Consider the following 24,736-nt stretch of genomic DNA (forward strand, 5'->3'; position numbering starts at 1 on the left):
CGGTCGCGTCGCTCGAAACTGGAGGTTGTGTGTACCTCGGTGCACTCGAGTTCGACATCCTGCTCGGAGACGTGCATTCGCTGAAAGAGAAGCGCTCGGTGATCCGGCCCATTCTGGCCGAGCTGCAGCGCTTCGGGGTGAGTGCCGCCGAGGGCGGGGAACATGATCGCTACCGCCGCTCGTTGCTCGGAGTAGCCATGGTCAGTGCCGGAATGGACCACCTGACCGAGGTGCTCGACAAGTGTGAGCGGCACGTCGCGGCGCGTCCGGAGTTACAGTTGCTGGCGGTACGCCGCCGGGTCTTCGGACCCGAAGATTGATCTCATAATCAGTGAGGAAGGAGCGGCCATGGCGGATCAAGCCAGGGCACGCCGACTCGCCAAGCGGATCTCGGCGATCGTGGCCACCGCGATCGAATACGAGGTGAAGGATCCGCGGCTGCGGTTCGTGACCGTGACCGATGCGAAGGTGACCGGCGATCTACGCGACGCCACCGTGTACTACACGGTGATGGGCGAAACCGTCGACGCCGAACCGGATTACGCCGCCGCGGCGGCCGGCCTGGAGAAGGCCAAGGGCGTGCTGCGCTCGAAGGTGGGTGCGGGCACCGGGGTGAAATTCACTCCGACGCTGGCGTTCGTCCTCGACACCGTGCCGGATGCGGCGCGGCAGATGGAGGACCTGCTGGCCAAGGCCAGGGCCGCCGACGACGAGGTGGCGAAGGTCGCGGCCAACGCCACCCATGCCGGTGAGCCCGACCCGTACAAGGTCGATTCCGATGAGGACTAGGCCGTCGCGGGCGGGCCGTCGTCAGCGCTTCGCGCGCCCGCGGGGATGACCCGGGACTCGCGGTAGGCGATGACGACAACTGGACAGCGAGCGGGAGCGGCAGGCCCGGCTCCCGAACCGGCGGACGGCTCGGATGACGCGCGGCCCGGTACCGCCGATTTCACGACGGCGGCGCGGGCCTTGGCGGCCGCCGCATCGGTCACCATCCTGTGCCATGTGCAGCCCGACGCCGACACCATCGGCAGCGGGCTGGCCCTGGCGCAGGTGCTGCATCGACGCGGGGTTGCCGTTCGGGTGTCGTTCGCCGAACCCGCGCAGCTGCCGGTGTCGATGAGTTCGCTACCCGGCGCGGAGCATCTGGTGCCACCGGCCGAGGTCCCCGAGCAGGTGGACCTGCTCGTCGCCGTCGACTGCGGCAGTGCCGCCCGGCTGGGCGGGCTGGCCGACCGGCTCGCCGGTGCCCGCAGCACGCTGGTCATCGACCATCATCGGTCCAACACCCGATTCGGCACGATCAATCTCGTCGACCCCTCGGCCGAATCCACCACGAGTGTGCTCACCCGGCTGTTCGACGTCTGGGGTGAGCCCATCGACCGGCCCGTCGCGCACTGTCTGTACGCGGGGCTGGTGACCGATACCGGTTCGTTCCGGTGGGTCCGCCCCGGCACCCATGAACTGGCCGAACGGCTGCTCGCCACGGGCATCGATGGCGCCGAGATCGCGCAAACGCTGCTCGACACCCATCCCTTCGGCTGGCTGCCGATGCTGTCCCGGGTGCTCGGCTCGGCCCGCTTGGCGCCGCAGGTGTGCGGTGGCGTCGGTCTGGTGTACGCGTTCGTGCGGCGCGCCGACTTGGACGGTGTGACGCAGGAGGAAGCCGAAAGCGTCGTCGATATCGTGCGCACCACCGCCGAGGCCGGGGTGGCCGCCGTGTTCAAGGAATCGGCGGAGCCCGGGCGCTGGACGGTGTCGCTGCGCTCCAAGGACAGCGGCCCCGACCGCCACGACGGACTCGATGTCTCCGCCGTCGCCACCGCGCTCGGCGGCGGCGGACACCGTTACGCCGCGGGGTATACCGCGCACGGGACACCAGAGGAGATCGTCGCCGAACTGCTGGCGGGTCTGGGATGAGTGCGCCGACGGCCGTGCGTTTACCTGCGTCTGGGTCAACCGATGGGCGTACCGGCTCGGTGCCCCCGGAGACCCACCGACGGATGGCGTGGTGAGCATGGCCGGTGACGCCCGGAACCCGCATGGCCGCACCAGGGGCACCGGCCCGGATGCCTCGCGCGCGAGCGCCGGGGGAGGCGAGCACGCCGATCCGGCCGCTCACCGGGTAGCGGCCGAAGTCGACGACACCCGGCCCGGCTCGCTCGCGGGTACGGCTTCGGATCCAGTGGACGTGGCGCCATCCCCTACCGGCCCGCAGAGAACCACGGCTGATCCTGCCGATGCGGGTCCGCGGCGCATTCTCGCGCTGGCCCTGCCGACGCTCGGTGTCCTGGTCGCCGAGCCCATCTACTTGCTCTTCGATCTCGCCGTGGTCGGCCGGCTCGGGGCGCTGGCCTTGGCGGGCCTCGCCGTCGGCGGATTGATTCTGGCCCAGGTGAGTTCGCAGCTCACCTTCCTCGCCTACGGCACGACAGCGCGGGCGGCTCGACGCCACGGTGCCGGTGACGAACGCGGCGCGGTGGCCGAAGGGGTGCAGGCCAGTTGGCTGGCGGCAGGCATCGGACTGGTGATCGTCGCGGTGGTGCAGCTGTTCGCCGTGCCCATCGTCGGGGCGATCTCCGGGGGCGGCGATATCGCGGACGAGGCACTGGACTGGGTACGCATCGCGCTGTTCGGTGTGCCGTTGATCCTGCTGTCGATGGCCGGCAACGGGTGGATGCGCGGGGTGCAGCAGACGCGGCGCCCGCTCACCTACGTCGTGGCCGGGCTGGCGTTGTCCGCGGTGCTGTGCCCGGTGCTGGTGCACGGGCTGGTGGGTGCGCCACGGATGGAACTGCCCGGTTCGGCGGTGGCCAACGTGGCCGGTCAGGCGGTGACCGCCGGCCTGTTCGTGTGGGCGCTGATACGGGAACGGGTCGAGCTGCGGCCGCATCCGTCGGTGATGCGGGCACAGCTGGTGCTCGGCCGGGATCTGATCGCCCGCAGCCTCGCCTTCCAGGCCTGCTTCGTCTCGGCCGCGGCGGTCGCGGCACGGTTCGGTGCGGCTTCGGTCGCCGCGCATCAGCTGGTGTTGCAGCTGTGGAATTTCCTCGCATTGACCTTGGATTCGCTGGCCATCGCGGCACAAACGCTGGTCGGCGCGGCGCTCGGCGCGGGCAATGCCTCCGGTGCCCGCAGCCTGGCCAGCCGGATCACCGGCTGGTCGGAAATCTTCGCGCTCGGACTCGCCGCGATCTTCGCCGCGGGGGCCGCGGTGATTCCACCGCTGTTCACCGATGATCCCGCTGTGCTCGACCGCACCGGCGTGGTGTGGTGGTTCTTCGTCGCGTTGATCCCGGTGGCGGGCATCGTGTTCGCGCTCGACGGCGTCCTGCTGGGTGCCGGTGACGCCGCCTACCTGCGCACCACCACCCTCGGTGCGGCGCTGCTCGGCTTCCTGCCCGCGATCTGGCTGTCGCTGGCCTTCGACTGGGGGATCGCCGGGATCTGGTCCGGATTGGTGGCGTTCATGGCGTTGCGGCTGGTCGCCGTCGTCTGGCGGGCGATGTCCGGGCGCTGGGCGACGGTCGGGGCCGAGGTTCCGCGTGCCGCGCGGTGAGTGCGGGTACCTCGGAGCGGTCCGGTGTTCTGGTGCCGCGCTGGTCGGTCGCCGGTGCGGTGTGTCCCGTCGCGACGGTGGTCCCCGCAGCCGGAGTCACATCGGTATGCCAAGGTGGGTGTGGTGATACCCAAGTTGATGGCGGTGAGCGACATTCATGTCGGGCACCAGGGCAATCGTCCCGTCGTCGAACAGATCCACCCCGACTCGCCGGAGGACTGGCTGATCGTCGCCGGTGATGTCGCGGAGAAGTCCGACGACATCCGGTGGGCGCTGGAACTGCTGCGCAGCCGCTTCAAGACGGTGATCTGGGTGCCGGGCAACCATGAACTGTGGACCACGGCCAAGGATCCGGTGCAGATGCACGGCGTCGCGCGCTACGAGTACCTGGTGTCGATCTGCCGGGACCTGGACGTGCTGACCCCGGAAGACCCGTTCCCGGTGTGGCGTGGCGCGGGCTCGGAACCCTACGGCGGCGCGGTGACGCTGGCGCCGATGTTCCTGCTCTACGACTATTCGTTCCTGCCCGAGGGCACCAAGACCAAGGCCGAGGGCCTGGCCGTGGCCAGGGAACGCAATGTGGTGGCCACCGACGAGTTCCTGCTCTCGCCCGATCCGTACCTCACCCGCGACGCCTGGTGCCATGCCCGGGTGCAGGTGACCGAACGCAAGCTCAACGCGCTGCCCGAGGGCACGCCGCTGGTGCTGATCAACCACTTCCCGCTGGTGCGCGAACCCACCGATGTGCTGTTCTACCCCGAATTCGCGCTCTGGTGCGGCACCGATCTCACCGCCGACTGGCATATCCGCTACAACGTGGTCTGCTCGGTCTACGGACACCTGCACATCCCGCGCACCACCTACTACGAGGGTGTGCGCTTCGAAGAGGTGTCGCTGGGCTATCCGCGGGAATGGCAGCGCCGTGGCATGCCCGAGCGGCTGCTGCGCCAGATTCTGCCCGAGCCCGAATATCCGCCCGGCACGCTCAACTCGTGGGGCGGGCATTTCAAGGTCACCCCGGAGATGGAGGCGGCCGCCGCCGAGATGCGCAGCAAGGCGCAACGCCGCCGCGGGGTATAGCGCAGCACGCTGCCGGGCTGCGCCGGAGACGGGGTGCCCGGGCTGCGGCGGAAGCGCTCTGCGCACCTACTAGGCTCGATCGCGATGATCGAGAACATTCTGCCCGCCGGGGTCGCGTCGGCCGAGCTGCTGACGTACCCGGAGGGCCTGCGGGCGCATCCGGCCGAAGAGCATCTGATCGCGAAGTCGGTGGACAAGCGCCGCCGCGACTTCATCGGGGCGCGCCACTGTGCTCGGCTGGCGCTGGCGCAGCTGGGGGAGCCGGAGGTCGCGATCGGCAAGGGGGAGCGAGGCGCGCCGGTCTGGCCGCGCGGCATCGTCGGCAGTCTCACCCACTGCGACGGGTACCGCGCCGCCGCGCTGGGGCACAAGCTGCGCTTCCGCTCGATCGGTATCGACGCCGAACCGCACGACACGCTGCCGGAGGGCGTGCTCGATTCGGTGAGCCTGCCCGCGGAACGAGAATGGCTGCGCGCCACCGATTCCGAGCTGCATATGGATCGGCTGCTGTTCTGCGCGAAAGAGGCCACATACAAGGCGTGGTTCCCGTTGACCGGGCGGTGGCTGGGCTTCGAGGACGCCCACATCACCTTCACCGTCGACGATTCCTCCGACAAGGCGTCCGGCAGCTTCCGTAGCGAGCTGCTGGTTCCCGGCCAGGTCACCGACGGCGGCATGCCGCTCACCTCGTTCGACGGCCGCTGGCAGGTCGCCGACGGTCTCATCCTCACCGCGATCGTGCACGCCTGATGGCCGCCGACAAGCCGGTGCTCGGCCCCGATGGGCTCGGTGGGCTGCTGATCGTCGACAAGGACGGTGGCCTGACCAGTCACGACGTGGTCGCCCGATGCCGGAAGTTGTTGCGCACCAAGAAGGTCGGTCACGCGGGCACGCTCGACCCGATGGCGACCGGTGTGCTGGTGCTCGGGGTCGAACGCGCCACCAAACTGCTCGGGCTGCTCACCCTCACCACCAAGGCCTACACCGCCACCATCCGGCTCGGTCAGGCCACCACCACCGACGACGCCGAGGGCGAGATCGTCTCCACCGCACCGGCCGGTGCGGTCACCGACGCCGATATCGCCGCCGGTATCGCCGCGCTCACCGGCGAGATCCAGCAGATCCCCGCCACCGTCAGCGCCATCAAGGTCGGCGGCGAACGTGCCTACGCCCGTCACCGCGCCGGCGAGGAGGTGCGGCTGGCGGCCCGGCCGGTCACCGTGCACCGGTTCGACCTGCTGGCACGCCGTGCTGTCGGGGACTTCGTCGATCTGGATGTGGTCGTGGAATGCTCCTCGGGCACCTACGTGCGGGCGCTGGCCCGTGATCTCGGCGCCGCGCTCGGCGTCGGCGGTCACCTGACCGCCTTGCGCCGCACGCGGGTCGGGCCGTTCACTCTCGACCATGCCCGCAGCCTCGATCAGCTCGCCGACGATCCCGGGCTGAGCCTCGATATCGACGCCGCGGTCCGCACCGCCTTCCCGCATCGCGGCATCGACGCGGCCCAGGCCGAATCGCTGCGCGACGGCCGCTGGCTCGATCCGATCGGCCTGCCCGGGGTGTATGCGGCGCTGACCGAGGACGGCACCGCCATCGCGTTGCTGGAGGAGAAGGGCAAACGCGCCGCACCGGTGATGGTGGTCCGTCCACGCGGTTTGGCCTGAATCGCGCTAGACGGGCCGCAGCGCGTCAGCCGGCCGCGCTCGGCGGGAACCGGCCGGGACCCAGTAGCGCCTCGAGGGCGCCCAGCAGTGCTCCGACGCTGACCTGACGCATCTGCTCGCGAGTCAGGCTGTGGTTCTCCAGCCAATCGATCGTCAGCACGCGTACGTAGGTCAGCCAGGACATCAGCACCGCCGAGGTGGCCTCGCGCAATTGGCCCTCGACGCCGAGCACGTCGAGCAGCCGCAGTCGCAGTTCGCCCAGCTCGCCGGAGATGATGGCCTGGATCGTCGGGTCGGTGGCGAGCACGCGGTTGGCGGCGATCACCGAGTGGGCGTTGGACTCGAAGTAGTCGAAATGGGCGTCGAGTCCGGCGGCCAGTTGCTCGGCGAACGGGCTGTCGGCGTCGAGTTCGGTGGCGACGAGCAGATCCGCGGACGCCTGCTCGTAGACGGCCGCGAACAGCTCCCGCTTGGTCGGGAAATGCCGGTAGAGCAGCGCCCGGGAGACCCCGGCCGCCGCCGCGACGTCCTCCATCAGCACCGCGTCGTAGGGCCGTTCGGCGAACAAGCGCGCACCGGCCTCGACCAGCAGTCGGCGGCGTTGCTCCGGGGCGAGACGGCGGCGGGTGCTCATGCACACAGCTTAGTTGACGCGTGTCTACCAACGCTCGTATGGTCGTAGTAGACGCACGTCTACTACGACGCCGGGTGGATAGCACGCGGCGCGGCAACAGAATTCACGCCGACGACGGCATGCTGATCGGAGGGTCCCATGACTCGTGCACTCACCTGGCTGACCTGGACGATGGGCGTCGCCTGCGTCGCCATCGGCTGCTATCACCTGGGCCTCGGCAAGGACTCGGTGCCCGATATGGAGTGGAACGGCGTGACCGCCGACAGTCAGAGCCGGTTCTTCGGCGCGATCTTCGTCGGCTACGGGCTCGCCTGGATCTGGGCGGTGCGCCAGTCGCCGATCAACCTGTGGGCGGTGCGCTGGCTGGCCGGGATCTTCGCCCTCGGCGCGGTCGGGCGGTTGATCTCGCTGGCGGTGCACGGGTGGCCGCACTGGTTCCAGATCGTGCTCACCGTCATCGAGATCGTGCTACCTCCGGTGTTCTTCGCGTTGGCGGCGGCGATCGAGCGCGGGCGCCAACCGGTGCCTGCTCGGGTGTGATCCGGCGTGGCCGTTCGCTCAGTCCGCGTATCGATCGCGCAGCCTGCGTACCGCGTCGTCCATGTGCTCGGCGAGCATCGCCTGGACGGTGGCGGCGGGCGCGGAGCCGATGGCTTCGCGGAGTTGGATGTGTTCGCGGGCCTGTTCGCGCAGGTCGGGATAGGTGGTCTGGAGGGCGCCGAGGCACATGCGGGTCTCGATCAGCAGGGTGCGGGCGGCGCGCACCAGCCGCGGGCTGCCCGCACTCTCGACGAGCGCTTCGTGGAAGGCCTGGTCGGCATCGGAGACCGCGGTGGCCTCACCCTGTTCGGCGTGCGCGAGCATCGCGGTGACGCTGGGTTCCAGGGCCTGATAGGCGATCTCGCGCCTGCCGTCGAGGATCAGCGTCAGCGCACCACCTTCCAGGGCGGACCTGGCGCGGTAGATGTCGACCAGATCGTCGAGGGTCAGATCGACGACGAAGATCCCGCGATTGCGGATGCTGGTGGCCAACCCCTCCGAGACCAGCCGCTGCATGGCCTCGCGCACCGGCCCGCGGGATACCCCGAACCGGGCGGCCAGCTCGGCCTCGCCCAGCTGATCACCCGGCGCCAGCCCACCACGCATGATCGCCTCGCGCAGCCGATCGGCGATCATCTCGGCGGTCGACTGCCGGTTCACCGGCTCGAAATCAATGACGGGCATAACGAGGCCTTTCGGTATCCGTCCGGGAGGTGCCGGTGAACAGTGCGCCGAGCTCGGCGCTGCCGCGCAGGCCGCCGCTCAATCGCAGACCCTCCCAGACCGTGACCTGGTTCGCGGTGAGCACGGGTTTCCCCAGCGCGGTCTCCAGTCGCGCGACGACGGCCAGGGTGTGCATGGCGGTATCGGGGATCAGCAGTGCCTGTGCGTCGGGGTGGTCATGGCGCACCGCCAGGTCCAGCACCTGCTCGGCGGTCAGCGTGCCGACTTCGGCGGCGGTATCGATCCCCGCGCTCGCCATCGCTACCACGGTGATGCCTGCGTCGGCGAGGAACTCCACGAACAGTCGCGCCACCTCGTCGGGATAGCTGGCGGCCACCGCGACCGTGTGCACTCCCAGCGCCCGCGCCGCCTCGACGAACGCGATGCTGGTGCTGGAGGCAGGCACCCCGGCATACGCCGACAACTGCCGCACCTGTTCGCGCGCGCCCTCCGGGCCGAACACGAAACTGCCCGAGGTGCATGCCCACACCAGCGCGGCCGGCCGGTGCCAGGCGAGCAGGCGCGCGCCGTGGCGCAGCTTGTCCGGACTGCCGAGATCCAGCAGCTCCGGCACCGCGTGCAGATCGGTGCCGTAGATGTGGGCGACCTCGAGCCGCGCGCCAAGCGTTCGGGCGGCCAGCGCGTAGTCGTCCTCGGCCGCGTGGTCGGGGTAGATGAAACCTACGGTCGGAGTGCGCATCTGCCACCTCTTTCGGGCCGGATATCGGTCTCAGAACACATCGAGCAACCACTTTCCCGGACCCATCATCGGCAGCTTCATCCGGCCGAGACAGGCCCACATGGTGAGCTGATTCGCGGTCAATACCGGTTTGCCGAGCGCCATTTCGAGTGGCTCGATGATGTCGTAGGTCGGCAGGTTGGTGCAGCTGACAAAGATCGCCTCGGCCTCGGGATGGTCGGCGCCGAAGATGCGCTCGGCGATGGTGCGGTAGTTGACCTTCCAGATGCCGCCGCCGAGCCCGAGGTGATCCGAACGCACCACCGCGCATCCGGCTTCGCCCAGGAATTCGTGCAGTTTGCCGGTCAGCACCTCGTCATAGGGCGTGATCACCGACATGCGTGAGATGCCGAGATGGCCGATCGCCTCCACCAGCGCGCCCGAGGTGGTGACCGCGTCCTGCGCGCCGGCGCGGCAGATGATCTCGCGCAAGGCCCGCTCGTGCGCGAGGCCCTTGATGAAGCTGCCCGAAGTGCACAGGTAGGCAACGACTTCGGGCTCCACGTGCAGCACGTCGCGGGTGGCGGTGGTCAGATGGGCCGGGTTGGAGACCAATTCGGCCATGGCCAGCGACACCGGCACCGGCTCATAGGGGGTGCGGGCCAGGTGCAGGCTCACCTCGAGCGGCGCCCAGCGCCACAGTTCGCGTTCGAGTGCGAGGTCGAAGGGTGCGATGATGCCGATTCCCCGTTGGGCGACCGGGCCTTCGATATCGGGGAAACCGATGTCCACTGCGGCCCCTCTCGCGCTCAGCTGGGTAGACCTCCGAACCCGATCGGATTGTTGACAATCATACGATGTGATCTTACGGTGTCAATGTGAAAGAGGGCCCTATTGTCGCCGTCTTGCACAGTGACAGTGTGCCCGACTCGGAATTGATGGCCCGGGTGAGCGCCCGGGCCACAGTGCGCTACACGGAGGAATCCGGGCTGGCCGAGGCACTGCGCGGGGCAGAGGCGCTGTTCGTCTACGACTTCCTGACCCGGGCTGTGCCCGGCGCCTGGCATGCGGCCGACCGGCTGCGCTGGCTGCACATGGGCGCCACCGGCGTGGACCCGGTGATGTTCCCCGAGCTGAGAGCGAGCGAGGTCGTGGTCACCAATACCCGTGGCGTCTTCGACGCGGCCATCGCCGAATACGTGCTCGGGCAGATCCTCGCCTTCGCCAAGGACCTGCCCGAATCGGTCCGGCTGCAACAGCGCCACGATTGGCAGCACCGTGAATCGGAGCGAGTCGCGGGCGCGACCGTGCTGATCGTCGGCACCGGCGCCATCGGACGCACCATCGCCCGGATGCTGCGGGCGGTCGGGATGCGGGTGCGTGGGGTCGGCCGGCGAGCGCGCGGCGACGATCCGGATTTCGGCAGCGTCGGGGTGGACCTGCACGCGGAACTGCCGTGGGCCGACTACGTCGTCGCGATTGCGCCGCTGACCGAGCAGACCAGGAAGATGTTCGACGCCAGGGCCTTCGCCGCGATGAAACCGCATGCGAGGTTTGTCAATGTCGGACGCGGGGAACTCGTGGTTACCGACGATCTGGTCGCCGCTCTCGGCGACGGGACGATCGCCGGGGCGGCGCTGGACGTGGTGGATCCGGAGCCGCTGCCGCCGGGACATCCGCTGTGGGACCTGCCGAATGTGCAGATCACCCCGCACAATTCGGGCGACGTCATCGGCTGGCGTACCGAGGTCGTCCGGGCGTTCACCGAGAATTTCGATCGGTGGATGGATGGCCGTCCGCTGCACAACGTGGTCGACAAGACGCTCGGGTACGTGCCCGGCTGAAGGAGGGCCAAGCCATGAGCTACCCCGATATCAACCGTCCCACCGATCCCGCCGCGATGACGGCGGTGGAATTGGTCTCCGCCTACACCGCGGGCGCCCTGTCACCGGTGGAGGCCACCGAGGCGATCCTGGCCGCGATCACCGAGCGCGACGGCGCGCTCAATGCCTACTGCCTGGTCGACCCGGATCGTGCGCTGGTGCAGGCCAAGGAATCGGAGGGCCGCTGGCAGGCCGGGCACGCGCGCGGGCTGCTCGACGGCGTGCCGATCTCCATCAAAGACGTGTTCCTCACCGAGGGCTGGCCCACCCGGCGCGGTTCCACCTGTATCGATGCGGCGGGTCCCTGGCCGGTGGACAGCCCCGTGGCCGCGCGGCTGCGCGAGGACGGGATGGTGCTGCTCGGCAAGACCACCACCCCCGAAATCGCGTGGAAGGCCGTCACCGACAGCCCGCTCACCGGCATCACCCGCAACCCGGTCGACCCCGCGCTCACCGCGGGCGGCTCCTCCGGCGGCAGCGCGGCCGCGGTCGCCGCCGGACTCGGCCCGGTATCGGTGGGCACCGACGGCGGTGGCAGCGTGCGCATCCCGGCCTCGTTCTGCGGGATCGTCGGATTCAAGCCGACGCATGGGCGCATCCCGCTCTACCCGGCCAGCCCGTTCGGGCCGTTGGCCCATGCCGGGCCGATGGCGCGCACCGTGGAGGACGCCGCGCTGCTGATGGACATCCTGTCGCTGCCCGATCCGCGCGATCCCACCGCATTGGCCCCGACCCTGACCACCTTCCGCAGCCAGATGCAGCGCGACGTGCGTGGCATCACGGTGGCGTGGTCGCCGACGCTGGGCTTCGCCGACGTCGACCCGGAGGTAGCCGCGATCGTGGAACGCGCGGTGGTGCGGCTGGGTGAGGCCGAATTGCGGGTCGTGCCCGCCGATCCCGGATTCGGCGATCCGCGTGCGGCGTTCGAGCTGCTGTGGGCGGTGGGCGCGGCGGCCATGCTCGCCTCGTTCCCGCCGGAGGCGCGCGAGCAGGTCGATCCAGGTTTGCGGCAGGTATGGGAGCGCGGCGAAACCGTGAGCGGCGTCGACTATCTCGCCGCCCGCGAGGTCGCCGCGTCCGTCGGTATCGCGATGGGGCTGTTCCACACCGCCTACGACGTGCTGATCACCCCGACCATGCCGATCACCGCCTTCCCCGCGGGCCACGACGTTCCGCCCGGGAGCGGGTTGACCGGCTGGCCGCAGTGGACGCCGTTCACCTACCCGTTCAACCTCAGCCAGCAGCCCGCCATCAGCATCCCGGTGGGAACCACCGCCGGCGGGCTGCCGGTCGGGTTGCAGATCGTGGGACCACGCCATTCCGACGACCTCGTGCTCGCCGTCGCCCGATACGCGGAGCACGTGCTCGGGTCCTGAGGAGCAGCCGTCGGGACCCGAGCAGGGCGCCGCGAACCGTTGGCGTGACTATGCCCTCGCGAAGGCGAGCGTTTCCCCCTCGACGCCGTAGCGCCACAGGTCGTTGCAGGCGGCGGCGATCTCGGTGAGCCCGTCCTCGATGGTGGCGAAGACATTGCCGGGGACCCAGCCGAGGTCGCCGTTGATCAGCAGATTGTTGCGGCCGTAGAAGATCGCCAGATCGGTGGCGCCCTGGTTGTGGTGGGCGGTGGAGCCGGATTCGTACCCGTAGGCGGGATTGCCGATCTCCCAGGGCTCGAAATCGAACAGGCATACGTCACCGGGTATGGGGGTGACGGTCGGGTTCTCGCGATGTGGCGCCGTGGTGATCCGGGGGACCAGCGTGTAGACCTCGTTGCGCGCGTATTTGGCGTGGTACGCATCGCCGGTCTGGGGCAGCGCGTCCCAGACCGCCGCGCAGGTCAGCGGGGCCTCGGCGTCGAGCAGCCTGGCCCGGCAGGTGCGGCCGGCCTTGGTGAGAGTGATCGTGATGTAGCGGTTCATCGAGCCTGCTTCCTGATCGCGCGGCACGGGCTAGGGCCGGGAGGCGTCGGGGAGTTCCGCGAGCACCTGCGCCCAGATCGCGAGCGCGTCATCGATCTGCGTTCGGCTCACCACCAGCGGCGGAATCATGCGCACCACATTCATATGCGCACCGCAGGTGAGCAACAGCAGACCCTTCTGTACCGCGAGCGCCTGCGCTCGGGTGGCGGCCTCGCGATCGGGTTCGCCTGCTGCCGTGACGAACTCGGCGCCGACGAGCAGGCCGAGCCCGCGCACATCGCCGATCGCCTTGCTCTCCAGCGCGCGCATCCCGGCGAGCAATTGGGCGCCGCGTTCGGCGGCGTTGTGCACCAGCCCCTCCGATTCGATGACCTCGAGCGTGGCGATGGCGGCGGCGCAGGCCACGGCGTTGCCGCCATAGGTGCCGCCCTGCGACCCCGGCCAGGCCTTGGCCATCAGCTCGCGCGAGGCGGCGATCCCCGACAGCGGGAACCCGCTGGCCAAACCCTTGGCGATGGTGATCACGTCGGGGGCGACGTCGAAATGCTGGTGGCCGAAGAACTTTCCGGTCCGGCCGAAACCGGTCTGGATCTCGTCGAAGACCAGAATGATGCCGTGCCGGTCGGCGCGCTCGCGCAGGCCGCGGAAGAACGCGCGGTTGCCGGGGACGTAGCCGCCCTCGCCGAGCACCGGTTCGACGATGAGGGCCGCGGTCTCCTCCGGCGCGCTGAGCGTCGCGAACAGGTAGTCGAGTTCCCGCAGCGCGAAGGCCGTGGCCTCCTCCTCGGTCCAGCCGTAGCGGTAGGCGGTGGGGAACGGCGCCACGTGCACGCCCGCCATCAGCGGGCTGAACCCTGCCGAGAACCGGGTGCCCGAGGTGGTCATGGATGCCGCGGCGACCGTGCGGCCGTGGAAACCGCCGTGGAAGACGATGACGTTCGGCCGGCCGGTCGCCTGCCGCGCCAGCCGCAGCGCCGCCTCGATCGCCTCGCTGCCGGAGTTGGCGAAGAACAGCGAATCCAGCCCTTCGGGCAATACCGAGCCGAGCCGTTCGGTGAGTTCGAGCAGCGGAGCGTGCATCACCGTCGTGTACTGGCCGTGGATGAGCCGCGCGACCTGGGCCTGCGCGGCCGCGACGACGTGCGGGTGACAGTGGCCGGTGCTGGTGACGCCGATACCCGCGGTGAAATCCAGATAGCGACGCCCGTCGGTGTCGTAGAGGTAGCAGCCCGTGCCGTGGTCGACGGTCACCGGAGTGGCTTGTTTGAGGATGGGCGATAACGCGGTCATGGTGCTCGGCCTCCCGGGCGTTGCGGGCGAGCGCCCGCGTCCGATGATCGTCGGGTTGTAGGATTGTTGACAATATGCATAACATGGTCGCCGGGGTCGCAGCAATGGATCGGGCGGCCTCGTTCGCGATGAGATCAATTCCGCCCGAACAAGGGAGTTCGCGTCGATGCTCACCGAGACCACTCTCGACCAAACGCAGCGCGCCGCCATCGGGTCGGTGCCCACCGGCCTGTTCATCGACGGCCAGTGGCGCGCGACCGTCGCCGAACTGCCCGTGATCGACCCGGCGACCGGACAGACCCTGTGCACCGTCGCCGATGCCAGCCCCTCGGACGGCCTCGACGCCCTCGCGGCCGCGGCGCACGCGCAACCGGAGTGGGCGCGTACCCCCGCCCGCGACCGCGCCGACCTGCTCATGCGAGCCCATCAGGCCCTGCTCGACGACACCGAGCGCCTCGCTCTCGTGATGACCCTGGAGATGGGCAAACCGCTGGCCGAGGCGCGCGGCGAAATCGCCTACGCCGCAGAGTTCTTCCGCTGGTTCGCCGAAGAGGCCGTCCGCATCGAAGGTGGCTATCGGCCTGCGCCGCGTGGCGGCTCCCGATTCCTGGTGACGCGACAGCCGGTCGGCCCGAGTCTGCTCATCACGCCGTGGAACTTCCCGATGGCCATGGGCACCCGCAAGATCGGCCCGGCGCTGGCCGCCGGCTGCACCTGTGTGATCAAACCGGCCGCGCAGACGCCGTTGTCGACGCTGGCGCTCGCCGAGATCCTGCGCACGGCCGGCCTGCCCGACGGCGTGGTCAACGTGGTCACCACCTCCGATCCCGGCGCGGTGATGGCACCGATGATCCGGGACGGCCGCTCGCGCAAACTCTCGTTCACCGGATCCACCGCCGTGGGCAAGCAACTGCTGCGACAGTGCGCCGATACCGTCATGCGGACCTCGATGGAACTCGGCGGCAATGCCGCGTTCCTGGTCTTCGACGACGCCGATCTCGATGCCGCGGTCGAGGGCGCGGTGGCGGCCAAGATGCGCAATATCGGGCAGGCCTGCACCGCCGCGAATCGTTTTCTGGTGCACCGCGGTATCGCCGTCGAGTTCGCCGATCGGCTCACCGCGCGCATGGCCGGGCTGCCGATGGGGCCGGGAACCGAACCGGGGGTCGTGGTCGGCCCCCTGGTCGACGAAGCCGCGGTCGCGAAGGTGCAATCCCTGGTCGACGATGCGGTCGGACGCGGCGCCACCGTCCGCACCGGCGGCACACCGATCGAGGGTCCCGGCACCTTCTACCCGGCCACCGTCCTGACCGATGTGGGCGACGACGCGCTGCTCACCCGCACCGAAATCTTCGGCCCGGTGGCGGCCATCTCGGTCTTCGACACCGAGGACGAAGCGATCACCCGCGCCAACGACACCCCGTACGGTCTGGTCGGCTACGTGTTCACCGAGAACCTGCGGCGCGGGCTGCGTGTGTGCGAGGCTCTGGAGACCGGCATGGTCGGGCTCAATCGCGGCGTGGTCTCGGATCCGGCCGCCCCCTTCGGCGGGGTCAAGGAATCCGGGCTCGGCCGCGAGGGCGGCACCTGCGGTATCGACGAATTCCTGGAAACCAAGTACATCGGAGTCGACCTGTGACCTATCGGATCGCGACCATTCCCGGCGACGGCATCGGCGTGGACGTCACCGCGGAGGCGATCGCGGTGGTCGACGCCGTACTGCCCGGCGTCGAGTGGACCGAATTCGACTGGTCCTGCGAGCAGTACCTGCGCACCGGCGCCATGATGCCCGCCGACGGCGTGGACCGGCTGGCCGGGTTCGACGCGATCCTGCTCGGCGCCGTCGGCTTTCCCGGTGTGCCCGACCATATTTCGCTGTGGGGGCTGCTCATTCCGCTGCGTCGCGCGTTCGGTCAGTATGTGAACCTGCGGCCGGTGCGGCTGCTGCCCGGCACCACCTCCGCGCTACGCGATCGCGGCGCCGACGATCTGGAGCTGCTCATCGTCCGGGAGAACTCAGAGGGCGAGTACTCCGAGATCGGCGGAATCCACAATCGCGGGCGCCCCGGCGAATTCGTGCTCCAGGACTCGGTGTTCACCCGCGCCGGTTGCGAACGCATCATCCGCTACGCCTTCGATCGGGCCCGCGAGCGGGGCAAAGGGCTGTGCTCGGCCACCAAATCCAACGGCCTCATCCACTCGATGCCGTACTGGGACAGCATCGTCGAGCAGGTCGCGACCGACTACCCCGAGGTGCCGGTGCGGCATATGCACGTCGACGCGCTCGCCGCGGAGATCGTGCTGCACCCGGACCGCCTCGACGTCATCGTCGGGTCGAATCTGTTCGGCGACATCCTCTCCGATCTCGCCGCCGCGGTCACCGGCGGACTCGGGTTGGCGCCCTCGGGCAATATCAACCCCGACGGCACGGCGCCGTCGATGTTCGAAGCCGTGCACGGCAGCGCTCCCGATATCGCCGGTCAGGGCATCGCGAACCCGGTCGCGCAGATCCTGGCCGCAGCGATGATGCTCGACCATCTGGGGGAGCACTCGGCGGCTGCCGCGATGGACCGGGCGGTATGCGAGGTCCTCGGTGCCGGGACGGTACTGACGCCCGATCTGGGCGGCACCGCGACGACGAGCGAACTCGGCGCGGCCATCGCCGCGGCGGCCGCGGCCGCACTGGCGCGCGGATAGCTTCAGAGCGCGGTCAACCAGATCGCATCCGCGGCCGGGGTGCCCAGATCCACCGATTGGTCGCCCGCACCCACCCGGATGGCGATGGTTCCGGCGAAATCGCGGCGCTCCACCACCGTGATCGGGGTGTCGAGGGCGATGCCGACCTCGTCGAAATAGCGCAGCATGGCCGGATCGGAATCGGAGATGCGCGCCACCCGGCCGCCTTCGCCGTCACCGAAATCGCTGAGCTGACGGGCCGGGGGAGTGGGGACAGCGCCGTCGACCGATGGAATCGGATCGCCGTGCGGATCACGGTCCGGATAGCCGAGTTTCGCGTCGATGCGTGCCATCAGCAGATCCGAGACCGCGTGCTCGAGCACCTCGGCCTCGTCGTGTACCTCGTCCCAGCCGTACCCGAGTTCGTTCACCAGGAAGGTCTCGATCAACCGGTGGCGGCGCACCATCGCCACCGCGGCCAGCCTGCCGTGCTCGGTGAGCGTGATCGCCCCGTATCTGGCATGCTCGACCAGCCCCTGATCGGCCAGCTTGCGCACCGCCTCCGACACCGTCGAGGCCGACACCCCGATCCGCTCGGCGAGCAATTTGGTCGACACCTTCTCCTGCGACCACTCCTGCGCGGTCCAGATGACCTTCAGGTAGTCCTGCGCCACCGATGACAGCACCGGTGCGATCGTGGTCGCACCGGCGTGGCTCGCGTCGGGGTTGCCGGTGAGGGCATCGGCCAGTTCCCGCCGGGTGGCGACATCTCGTTTACCGGGCACATCTTCGAGCTTAGGCATAGGAGCGGCGATACACACATCACGCCATGCGCGAGAAACCCGCCATTCGCCGGCACCTCACCGCGGCTACACCGGGGCGGTGCGATGAGCATGCCGGAATACTGTTCGACACCTGATTTGCGTAGGCTGCGCACTGTGCAGAGATGGCGAAGTCTCGACGAAGTTCCCGCGGACTGGGGCCGGTGTGTGCTCACGATCGGCGTATTCGACGGGGTCCACCGTGGGCACGCTCAGCTGATCAGCCGTGCCGTCAAGTCGGCTGCGGCACGCGGAGTTCCGGCGGTGCTGATGACCTTCGACCCGCACCCGATGGAAGTGGTGCGTCCCGGCTCGCATCCCGCCCAGCTGACCACGCTGACCCGCCGCGCCGAATTGGCCGAGGAACTCGGCGTCGACGTCTTCTGCGTCATGCCGTTCACCCAGGAATTCATGAAACTGACCCCCGCCCGCTACGTGCACGACCTGCTGGTCGAGCGGCTGCACGTGGCCGAGGTGGTGGTCGGTGACAACTTCACCTTCGGCAAGAAGGCGGCGGGCACCGTCGAGACCATGCGCGATCTCGGCAAGCGCTTCGGCTTCGAGGTCGACGCGGTGACCCTGCTCGGCGAGCACGCCGTCACCTTCTCCTCCACCTACATCCGGGCCTGCGTGGACGCAGGCGATATGGCCGCGGCCGCGGAGGCGCTCGGGCGCCCGCACCGGGTCGAGGGCGTGGTGGTGCACGGTGACGGCCGCGGCCGCGAACTCGGCTTCCCCACCGCCAACGTCGCACCCCCGATGCACGCCGCCATTCCCGCCGACGGTGTGTACGCCGGCTGGTTCACCGTGCTCGGGCCAGGGCCGACCATCGGCACCGTCACCCCGGGTGAACGCGCCATGGCCGCCATCTCCGTCGGCACCAACCCCACCTTCTCCGGCCGCGCGCGCACTGTCGAGGCCTATGTACTCGACGGCGAAGCCGACCTCTACGGCCAGCACGTGGCCGTCGACTTCGTCGAGCACCTGCGCGGCATGCAGAAATTCGACTCACTCGACGATCTGATCGAGGCCATGCGCCGCGACGTCGCGAACGCGCGCAAGGTGCTCGGCGGCACCGAGGCCTGAACCGCGGCGAGCACCCGATTCGGTCCGGCGCGCCCGGTCGGGTAGGGTGGATCCTCGGGTTTGCTGCGGTCCGCGGCGGCGCCCCACCGGTTCGCCGGATCCTCGAGCGCGGAACTGAGAAACAGGAGTGGATGCCCCATGGCGTTGACCACCGAGCAGAAGAAGGCGATTCTCGCCGAGTACGGCCTGCACGAGACCGACACCGGTTCGCCGGAGGCGCAGATCGCGCTGCTGTCCAAGCGCATCTCCGACATCACCGAGCACCTCAAGAAGCACAAGCACGACCACCACACCCGCCACGGCCTGATGGCGCTGATCGGTCGTCGCAAGCGCCTGTCGAAGTACCTGGCGGACAAGGACATCACCCGCTACCGCTCGCTGATCGAGCGCCTCGGTCTGCGTCGCTGATCATCGCGTCCGCGCCCTGCCGACACGCGGTTACGGCAAGGCAGTAGACGACCCGGCCAACGGGGAGCTTACAATCTCCCCGTTGGCTTTTTCGTGCCCGGGGGAGGAATAACCCCTGCACGACAACACAGCCGTATGCACCCGTCCTCGTGGCGTCGGTCTTCGGTAGTGGCTTTTCGGCCGGTGGCATACCGCCGGAGGGCTTCGATCGATGACCGCCTCCGCGTCGCCGTATCCAAGGGGATACCGGCCGGGTGTGCGCGTCGCAGCCAGGAGGGCTGCCGCGTGCCCCGTCAGGTACGGCTGACACAGCCGGATCGCGCCGACGGCGCCGGGTCCGGCGAGACGAGAGGTTGAGAGAAGAAAAATGTCCGAAACCACCGAACGCGCGAACAGCACGGCCGTCGAGGTCGAGCCCGGAGTCTTCGAATCCGTCGCGCTGATCGACAACGGGAGCTACGGCACCCGTACCATTCGCTTCGAGACCGGCCGTCTGGCCCGTCAGGCCGCCGGCTCGGTCGTGGCCTACCTCGACGACGAGACCATGCTGCTGTCGGCCACCACCGCCGGTAAGCACCCCAAAGACCAGTTCGACTTCTTCCCGCTGACGGTCGACGTCGAAGAGCGGATGTACGCCGCGGGACGCATCCCCGGTTCGTTCTTCCGCCGTGAGGGCCGCCCCTCCACCGACGCGATCCTCACCTGCCGCCTGATCGACCGGCCGCTGCGTCCGTCGTTCGTCGACGGCCTGCGCAACGAGATCCAGGTCGTGGTCACGGTGATGAGCCTGGATCCCAACGACCTCTACGACGTCGTCGCCATCAACGCCGCCTCGGCGTCCACGCAGATCGCCGGACTGCCGTTCTCCGGCCCGGTCGGCGGCGTGCGCGTCGCCCTGATCGAGGGCCATTGGGTCGCGTTCCCGACCGTCGAGCAGCTCGAGGGCGCGGTGTTCGACATGGTCGTCGCCGGTCGCGTGGTCGACTCCGGCGACGTCGCCATCATGATGGTCGAGGCCGAGGCCACCGACAAGGTCATCGAGCTGATCGCGGGCGGCGCGCAGGCGCCCACCGAGGCCGTCGTGGCCGAGGGCCTCGAGGCCGCCAAGCCGTTCATCGCCCGGCTGTGCCGCGCCCAGGCCGATCTGGCCGCGCTGGCCGCCAAGCCGACCGGTGAGTTCCCGCTGTTCCCGCCGTACGAGGCCGATGTCTTCGAGGCCGTGGAGGGCACCGCCAAGCGTGAGCTGAACGAGGCGCTCAGCATCGCCGACAAGCAGGAGCGCGAGGCGAAGATCGACGAGATCAAGCTCGAGGTGCTCTCGCGCCTCGGCGAGGATTTCGTCGGCCGGGAGAAGGAGCTGGGCGCGGCGTTCCGCTCGGTCACCAAGAAGCTGGTGCGCCAGCGCATCCTCACCGACGGTTTCCGTATCGACGGCCGCGGCCTGGCCGATATCCGCGCGCTGTCCGCGGAGGTCGCCGTGGTGCCGCGGGCGCACGGTTCGGCGCTGTTCGAGCGCGGTGAGACCCAGATCCTGGGCATCACCACCCTCGACATGGTCAAGATGGCCCAGCAGGTCGACTCGCTCGGTCCCGAGACCAGCAAGCGCTACATGCACCACTACAACTTCCCGCCGTTCTCCACCGGTGAGACCGGCCGCGTCGGCTCGCCCAAGCGGCGCGAGATCGGTCACGGCGCGCTCGCCGAGCGCGCGCTGATCCCGGTGCTGCCCAGCCAGGAGGAGTTCCCCTACGCCATCCGTCAGGTGTCGGAGGCGCTGGGCTCCAATGGCTCCACCTCGATGGGTTCGGTGTGTGCCTCCACCCTCGCGCTGCTCAACGCCGGCGTGCCGCTCAAGGCGCCGGTCGCCGGTATCGCCATGGGCCTGGTGTCGGACACCGTCACCAACGACAAGGGTGAGGACGAGGTCCGCTACGTCGCGCTGACCGACATCCTCGGCGCCGAAGACGCCTTCGGTGACATGGACTTCAAGGTCGCCGGTACCCGCGACTTCGTCACCGCGCTGCAGCTGGACACCAAGCTCGACGGCATCCCCTCCAAGGTGCTGGCCGGTGCGCTGGGCCAGGCGCACGACGCCCGCAACACCATCCTGGACGTGATGGCCGAGGCCATCGCCACCCCGGACGAGATGAGCCCCTACGCCCCGCGCGTCACCGCGATCAAGATCCCGGTCGACAAGATCGGCGAGGTGATCGGGCCCAAGGGCAAGGTGATCAACCAGATCACCGAGGAGACCGGCGCCAACATCTCCATCGAGGACGACGGCACCGTGTTCGTCGGCGCCACCGACGGCCCCTCGGCGCAGGCCGCGATCGACCAGATCAACGCCATCGCCAACCCGCAGCTGCCCAAGGTGGGCGAACGCTTCCTCGGCACGGTCGTCAAGACCACCGCCTTCGGCGCGTTCGTCTCGCTGCTGCCGGGCCGCGACGGTCTGGTGCACATCTCCAAGCTGGGCAACGGCAAGCGGGTGGCCAAGGTCGAAGACGTGGTCAACGTCGGCGACAAGCTGCGCGTGGAGATCGCCGATATCGACAACCGCGGCAAGATCTCGCTGATCCCGGTCGAGGAGACCACCGATGAGCCCACCGGCGATGCGGACGCGCCCGCGGGCGAGTAGTACTTGACGGTGTGACGAAGCAGAACTCGGCAACCCCCTTGCTCCTGAACGGGCAAGGGGGTTCGTCATCGAATTGGCGGGTGAACAAAACGGAGACGGCGACTGGGACCGGAGTCCGGCGCACGGTGCTGCCCGGCGGGCTGCGGGTGGTGACCGAGCATCTACCCGGGGTGCGTTCGGCCTCGATCGGCGTATGGGTGGGGGTCGGCTCGCGGGACGAGGGCCCGACCGTCGCCGGCGCCGCGCACTTCCTCGAGCACCTGCTGTTCAAGGCCACACCCACCCGCACCGCGCTCGATATCGCCGAGGCGATGGACGCGGTGGGCGGTGAGTTGAACGCGTTCACCGCCAAGGAGCAGACCTGCTACTACGCCCATGTGCTGGACGAGGATCTGCCGCTGGCGGTGGAGTTGGTCTCCGATGTGGTGCTCAACGGGCTGTGCCGGTCCGAAGATGTGGACATCGAGCGGCAGGTGGTGCTCGAAGAGATCGCCATGCGCGATGACGACCCGGAAGATCTCGTCGGCGACGCGTTCCTGACAGCGCTGTTCGGTGATCATCCGATCGGGCGCCCGGTGATCGGCTCGGTGGAGTCGATCGAGGGTATGCGTGCCACTCAGCTGCGCTCGTTCCATCAGCGCCGCTACCGGCCGGACCGGATGGTGGTCGCGGTGGCAGGCAATGTGGAGCACGAGCACACTGTGGAGTTGGTGCATCGCGCCTTCGCCGACCGGCTCGATCCCACCGCCGAGCCGATGCCGCGGCGTGAGGGCCGGTTCCGGATGCGGACGGCGCCGCAACTGCACTGGAGCCACCGCGACAGCGAACAGTCGCATCTGGTGTTCGGGGTGCGTGCCTTCGGCAGGCATGAAGGCGAACGCCGCTGGCCGCTGTCGGTGCTCAACACCGTGATCGGCGGCGGACTGAGTTCGCGGCTGTTCCAGCGTATCCGGGAAGAACGCGGCCTGGCGTATTCGGTGTATTCGAGCGTGGACACCTTCGCCGACACCGGCGCCTTCTCGGTGTACATCGGGTGTCAGCCGGAGAACCTGGCCGAGGTCGCGGCCCTGGCTCGTGGCGTGCTGGAAGAGGTCGCCGCGGACGGCATCACCGACGCCGAATGCGCCCGCGCCAAGGGGTCCCTGCGCGGTGGACTGGTGCTCGGGCTCGAGGATTCCTCGTCGCGGATGAACCGCATCGGCCGCAGCGAACTCAGCTACGGCAACCACCGCAGCGTCTCCGAGACACTGGCCCGCATCGACGCGGTCACCACCGAGGAGGTCAGTGATATCGCGCGCACCCTGCTGGCGCGGCCGTTCGGTGCGTCGGTGGCCGGGCCGTACCGGCGCACGCGCGACCTGCCTGCGGCGGTGCGGCGGCTCGTCGAGGGCTGATCGCGCGGGTGTCGGCCCCGCCGGGCGTCCGACGTCCGGAGGGCGTCGGTGCGGCCGGGTCCCGTGAGTGGATTCTCAGTCGCCCTGAGCCCGGTTGGCGGCCTCGACCACCGAGGCCAGCAACCCGGGCAGCGCCTCGTCGAGGGCGTCGGTGCGCAACCGCTGGCAGGTCTGGCCGTCGATCACCAGCCGTTCGATGACGCCCGCCTCGCGCAGGATCTTGAAATGGTGGGTGGCGGTGGACTTGTTGATCACGTCGTAGAGCGCGCCGCAGCGCACCGCGGTGCCCGCATTGCTGAGCCGGCGCACCATCTCGAGGCGCACCGGATCCTGGAGCGCGCCGAGCACAACGGGAAGCGCGGCCACGGGGTGGACCTCGGTGCCGGTGACCGCTGTGGTGTCCGTCATGATCTACCTCACTGGGGGGTTTGATGATCGTCATACCGTGCGTTATCGTCGATTCGGTTCGATCATTATCAAACTTACCTGATCGGGGTTTCGATGGCAGCGACAACGGCAGTGCCCGTCCAGGAGCGGGCCACGCAGTCGTGGGCATACGCTCTGGTGCTGGCCGCCAGTGGCGTCGCGCTCGGGGTCTCCGGGGTACCGGCCCCCCTGTACGGCATCTACGAGCGGGAATGGCACCTGTCGCCGCTCACCACCACCATCGTGTTCGCCGTCTACGCGGTCGCGGCGCTCGGCGCGGTGCTGGTTTCCGGCCGGATCTCCGATGTGGTGGGGCGCAAACCCGTGCTGCTCGGTGCGTTCGCCACGATGATCGTCGGGCTGATCGTGTTCGTGCTGGCCGATACGGTGCCGATGCTGTTGCTGGCGCGGGCGCTGCACGGTTTCGCCGTCGGTGCGACGGTGGTGGCGGGTGCGGCGGCGCTGCTGGATCTGCGTCCGCATCGCGGCGCGCGGTCGGGTCAGCTCACCGGCGTCGCCTTCAATGTCGGGATGGCGGTGGCGATCCTCGGTTCGGCGTTGCTCGCGCAGTACGCGCCGAATCCGCTGCGCACGCCGTATGTGGTGATCAGCGTGATCTGCTTGATCATCGGCGTCGGCGTGCTGGCATTGCGCGAACCGCATGTCGCGCGGGTCGCCGGCCGGATCCGGATCGCCAAGCCCGCCGTGCCACAGGAGATTCGCGGTGATTTCTGGTTCTCCGCCATCGGGGTGATGGCGGCCTGGTCCGTGCTCGGTGTGCTGCTGTCGCTGTACCCGTCACTGGCCGCGGAGAAGACCGGCATCCACAATCTCGTCTTCGGTGGGCTGGTCGTCGCCTCGACCGCACTGTCGGCGGCGCTGGCGCAGTTGTTCGCCACCGGCGTGCCCGCCCGGGCGGCGGCCATCATCGGCGATATCGGGATGGCGATCGCGCTGCTGCTGACCGTGCCCGCACTCGGCACCCACAACTGGGTGGCCGTGATCGGGATCGGGCTGGCGCTCGGCGCCACCTTCGGGCTCGGTTTCGGTGGCTCGCTGCGCCACCTGTCCAACGTCGTGCCGCAGCACAAGCGCGGCGAGACCATGTCGGCCTATTACCTGCTGGCCTATTCGGCGATGGCATTGCCCACCGTCGTCGCCGGCTGGGCCGCGACGACCTGGGGTTTGAGCACGGTCTTCCCATGGTTCGTCGGTGCGGTGGCGCTGGCCTGCCTGATCGCGGCGGGTCTGGGGCTGCGCCGTGGGCGGGCCGAGGCGGAGGCCGCAGCCTGAATCGCGGGGCGCGCTCGCCGTCG

Annotated in this window: 25 protein-coding genes; 17 read left to right on the forward strand and 8 right to left on the reverse strand. The window is 69.2% G+C overall.

Annotated elements, in window-relative coordinates; all coding sequences use genetic code 11:
- Positions 1-29 precede the first annotated feature (29 nt).
- The 7 genes from GV790_RS07315 to truB all read left to right on the forward strand — a co-directional run bounded on the left by GV790_RS07315 (position 30) and on the right by truB (position 6,303).
- Positions 30-320, forward strand: a complete 291-nt coding sequence (locus tag GV790_RS07315; protein WP_014351998.1) for a DUF503 domain-containing protein — start codon at positions 30-32, stop codon at positions 318-320.
- A gap of 28 nt (positions 321-348) precedes the next feature.
- Positions 349-789, forward strand: a complete 441-nt coding sequence (gene rbfA, locus GV790_RS07320) for a 30S ribosome-binding factor RbfA (protein WP_163811793.1) — start codon at positions 349-351, stop codon at positions 787-789.
- Between the two features lie 69 nt (positions 790-858).
- The gene (locus GV790_RS07325) at positions 859-1,920 is read left to right on the forward strand and encodes a DHH family phosphoesterase (RefSeq protein ID WP_163811795.1); all 1,062 of its coding nucleotides are present in this window, start codon (positions 859-861) and stop codon (positions 1,918-1,920) included.
- 97 nt (positions 1,921-2,017) lie between these two features.
- On the forward strand, positions 2,018-3,559 hold the full coding sequence (locus GV790_RS07330; protein WP_256673108.1) for an MATE family efflux transporter: 1,542 nt from the start codon (positions 2,018-2,020) through the stop codon (positions 3,557-3,559).
- Between the two features lie 123 nt (positions 3,560-3,682).
- Positions 3,683-4,639: a metallophosphoesterase family protein gene (locus tag GV790_RS07335; protein WP_163812019.1), complete on the forward strand. Its 957-nt coding sequence runs from the start codon at positions 3,683-3,685 to the stop codon at positions 4,637-4,639.
- 84 nt (positions 4,640-4,723) lie between these two features.
- Positions 4,724-5,389: a 4'-phosphopantetheinyl transferase Npt gene (gene npt / locus GV790_RS07340; protein ID WP_163811797.1), complete on the forward strand. Its 666-nt coding sequence runs from the start codon at positions 4,724-4,726 to the stop codon at positions 5,387-5,389.
- Positions 5,389-6,303: a tRNA pseudouridine(55) synthase TruB gene (truB, locus tag GV790_RS07345; protein ID WP_163811800.1), complete on the forward strand. Its 915-nt coding sequence runs from the start codon at positions 5,389-5,391 to the stop codon at positions 6,301-6,303. The genes npt and truB overlap by 1 nt, the downstream gene beginning before the upstream one ends.
- A gap of 25 nt (positions 6,304-6,328) precedes the next feature.
- Here the strand turns inward: truB and GV790_RS07350 are convergent, their stop codons facing one another.
- Positions 6,329-6,937 carry a TetR/AcrR family transcriptional regulator gene (locus tag GV790_RS07350; RefSeq protein WP_163811802.1) on the reverse strand — a complete coding sequence of 203 codons (609 nt, stop codon included), beginning with the start codon at positions 6,935-6,937 and terminating at the stop codon, positions 6,329-6,331.
- Positions 6,938-7,075: 138 nt separating this feature from the next.
- Between GV790_RS07350 and GV790_RS07355 the strand changes: the two genes are divergently transcribed.
- Positions 7,076-7,477: a DUF4345 domain-containing protein gene (locus GV790_RS07355; protein WP_163811804.1), complete on the forward strand. Its 402-nt coding sequence runs from the start codon at positions 7,076-7,078 to the stop codon at positions 7,475-7,477.
- Between the two features lie 18 nt (positions 7,478-7,495).
- Here GV790_RS07355 and GV790_RS07360 read toward each other — a convergent pair whose 3' ends face one another.
- The 3 genes from GV790_RS07360 to GV790_RS07370 are packed head-to-tail and all read right to left on the reverse strand — an operon-like array spanning position 7,496 to position 9,671.
- Positions 7,496-8,161 carry a GntR family transcriptional regulator gene (locus GV790_RS07360; protein WP_163811806.1) on the reverse strand — a complete coding sequence of 222 codons (666 nt, stop codon included), beginning with the start codon at positions 8,159-8,161 and terminating at the stop codon, positions 7,496-7,498.
- Positions 8,148-8,900, reverse strand: coding sequence for a maleate cis-trans isomerase family protein (locus GV790_RS07365; protein ID WP_163811808.1), 753 nt, complete (start codon positions 8,898-8,900; stop codon positions 8,148-8,150). The genes GV790_RS07360 and GV790_RS07365 overlap by 14 nt, the downstream gene beginning before the upstream one ends.
- Positions 8,901-8,930: 30 nt before the next feature.
- Positions 8,931-9,671 carry a maleate cis-trans isomerase family protein gene (locus tag GV790_RS07370; protein WP_163811810.1) on the reverse strand — a complete coding sequence of 247 codons (741 nt, stop codon included), beginning with the start codon at positions 9,669-9,671 and terminating at the stop codon, positions 8,931-8,933.
- An 86-nt stretch (positions 9,672-9,757) separates the two neighbouring features.
- On the opposite strand from GV790_RS07370, the gene GV790_RS07375 reads away from it, so the two are divergent.
- A complete protein-coding gene (locus GV790_RS07375) occupies positions 9,758-10,723 on the forward strand; it encodes a D-2-hydroxyacid dehydrogenase (protein ID WP_163811812.1) in 966 nt (321 codons plus the stop codon).
- 29 nt (positions 10,724-10,752) lie between these two features.
- The gene (locus tag GV790_RS07380; RefSeq protein ID WP_280211400.1) at positions 10,753-12,138 is read left to right on the forward strand and encodes an amidase; all 1,386 of its coding nucleotides are present in this window, start codon (positions 10,753-10,755) and stop codon (positions 12,136-12,138) included.
- Positions 12,139-12,186: 48 nt separating this feature from the next.
- Here GV790_RS07380 and GV790_RS07385 read toward each other — a convergent pair whose 3' ends face one another.
- Positions 12,187-12,681 (reverse strand): DUF3830 family protein, encoded by a 495-nt coding sequence (locus tag GV790_RS07385; RefSeq protein WP_163811816.1) that lies wholly within the window; start codon positions 12,679-12,681, stop codon positions 12,187-12,189.
- Between the two features lie 30 nt (positions 12,682-12,711).
- Positions 12,712-13,971, reverse strand: a complete 1,260-nt coding sequence (locus GV790_RS07390) for an aspartate aminotransferase family protein (protein ID WP_163811818.1) — start codon at positions 13,969-13,971, stop codon at positions 12,712-12,714.
- Between the two features lie 166 nt (positions 13,972-14,137).
- On the opposite strand from GV790_RS07390, the gene GV790_RS07395 reads away from it, so the two are divergent.
- Entirely contained in the window at positions 14,138-15,610 is a 1,473-nt protein-coding gene (locus GV790_RS07395; RefSeq protein ID WP_163811820.1) for an NAD-dependent succinate-semialdehyde dehydrogenase, read from the forward strand.
- Positions 15,607-16,668: a tartrate dehydrogenase gene (locus tag GV790_RS07400; RefSeq protein WP_163811823.1), complete on the forward strand. Its 1,062-nt coding sequence runs from the start codon at positions 15,607-15,609 to the stop codon at positions 16,666-16,668. Before GV790_RS07395 ends, GV790_RS07400 begins: the two co-directional genes overlap by 4 nt.
- Before the next feature lie 2 nt (positions 16,669-16,670).
- On the opposite strand, the gene GV790_RS07405 is transcribed toward GV790_RS07400, so the two are convergent.
- Entirely contained in the window at positions 16,671-17,450 is a 780-nt protein-coding gene (locus GV790_RS07405) for a metal-dependent transcriptional regulator (protein ID WP_228815112.1), read from the reverse strand.
- Between the two features lie 135 nt (positions 17,451-17,585).
- Between GV790_RS07405 and GV790_RS07410 the strand changes: the two genes are divergently transcribed.
- The 4 genes from GV790_RS07410 (at position 17,586) to GV790_RS07425 (ending at position 22,994) form a co-directional block, all read left to right on the forward strand.
- Complete coding sequence (locus GV790_RS07410) at positions 17,586-18,554, forward strand: bifunctional riboflavin kinase/FAD synthetase (RefSeq protein WP_175585819.1); 969 nt, start codon at positions 17,586-17,588, stop codon at positions 18,552-18,554.
- 138 nt (positions 18,555-18,692) lie between these two features.
- Entirely contained in the window at positions 18,693-18,962 is a 270-nt protein-coding gene (gene rpsO / locus GV790_RS07415; RefSeq protein WP_163811825.1) for a 30S ribosomal protein S15, read from the forward strand.
- Positions 18,963-19,329: 367 nt separating this feature from the next.
- Positions 19,330-21,600: a polyribonucleotide nucleotidyltransferase gene (locus tag GV790_RS07420; RefSeq protein WP_163811827.1), complete on the forward strand. Its 2,271-nt coding sequence runs from the start codon at positions 19,330-19,332 to the stop codon at positions 21,598-21,600.
- 80 nt (positions 21,601-21,680) lie between these two features.
- A complete protein-coding gene (locus GV790_RS07425; RefSeq protein ID WP_163811830.1) occupies positions 21,681-22,994 on the forward strand; it encodes a M16 family metallopeptidase in 1,314 nt (437 codons plus the stop codon).
- Between the two features lie 75 nt (positions 22,995-23,069).
- On the opposite strand, the gene GV790_RS07430 is transcribed toward GV790_RS07425, so the two are convergent.
- Positions 23,070-23,402 carry an ArsR/SmtB family transcription factor gene (locus GV790_RS07430; RefSeq protein WP_163811832.1) on the reverse strand — a complete coding sequence of 111 codons (333 nt, stop codon included), beginning with the start codon at positions 23,400-23,402 and terminating at the stop codon, positions 23,070-23,072.
- Between the two features lie 93 nt (positions 23,403-23,495).
- Between GV790_RS07430 and GV790_RS07435 the strand changes: the two genes are divergently transcribed.
- Entirely contained in the window at positions 23,496-24,713 is a 1,218-nt protein-coding gene (locus tag GV790_RS07435; protein ID WP_163811834.1) for an MFS transporter, read from the forward strand.
- The last annotated feature ends 23 nt before the right edge of the window (positions 24,714-24,736 follow it).

Source organism: Nocardia cyriacigeorgica (assembly GCF_010858045.1).
Taxonomy (GTDB): Bacteria; Actinomycetota; Actinomycetes; order Mycobacteriales; family Mycobacteriaceae; genus Nocardia; species Nocardia cyriacigeorgica_E.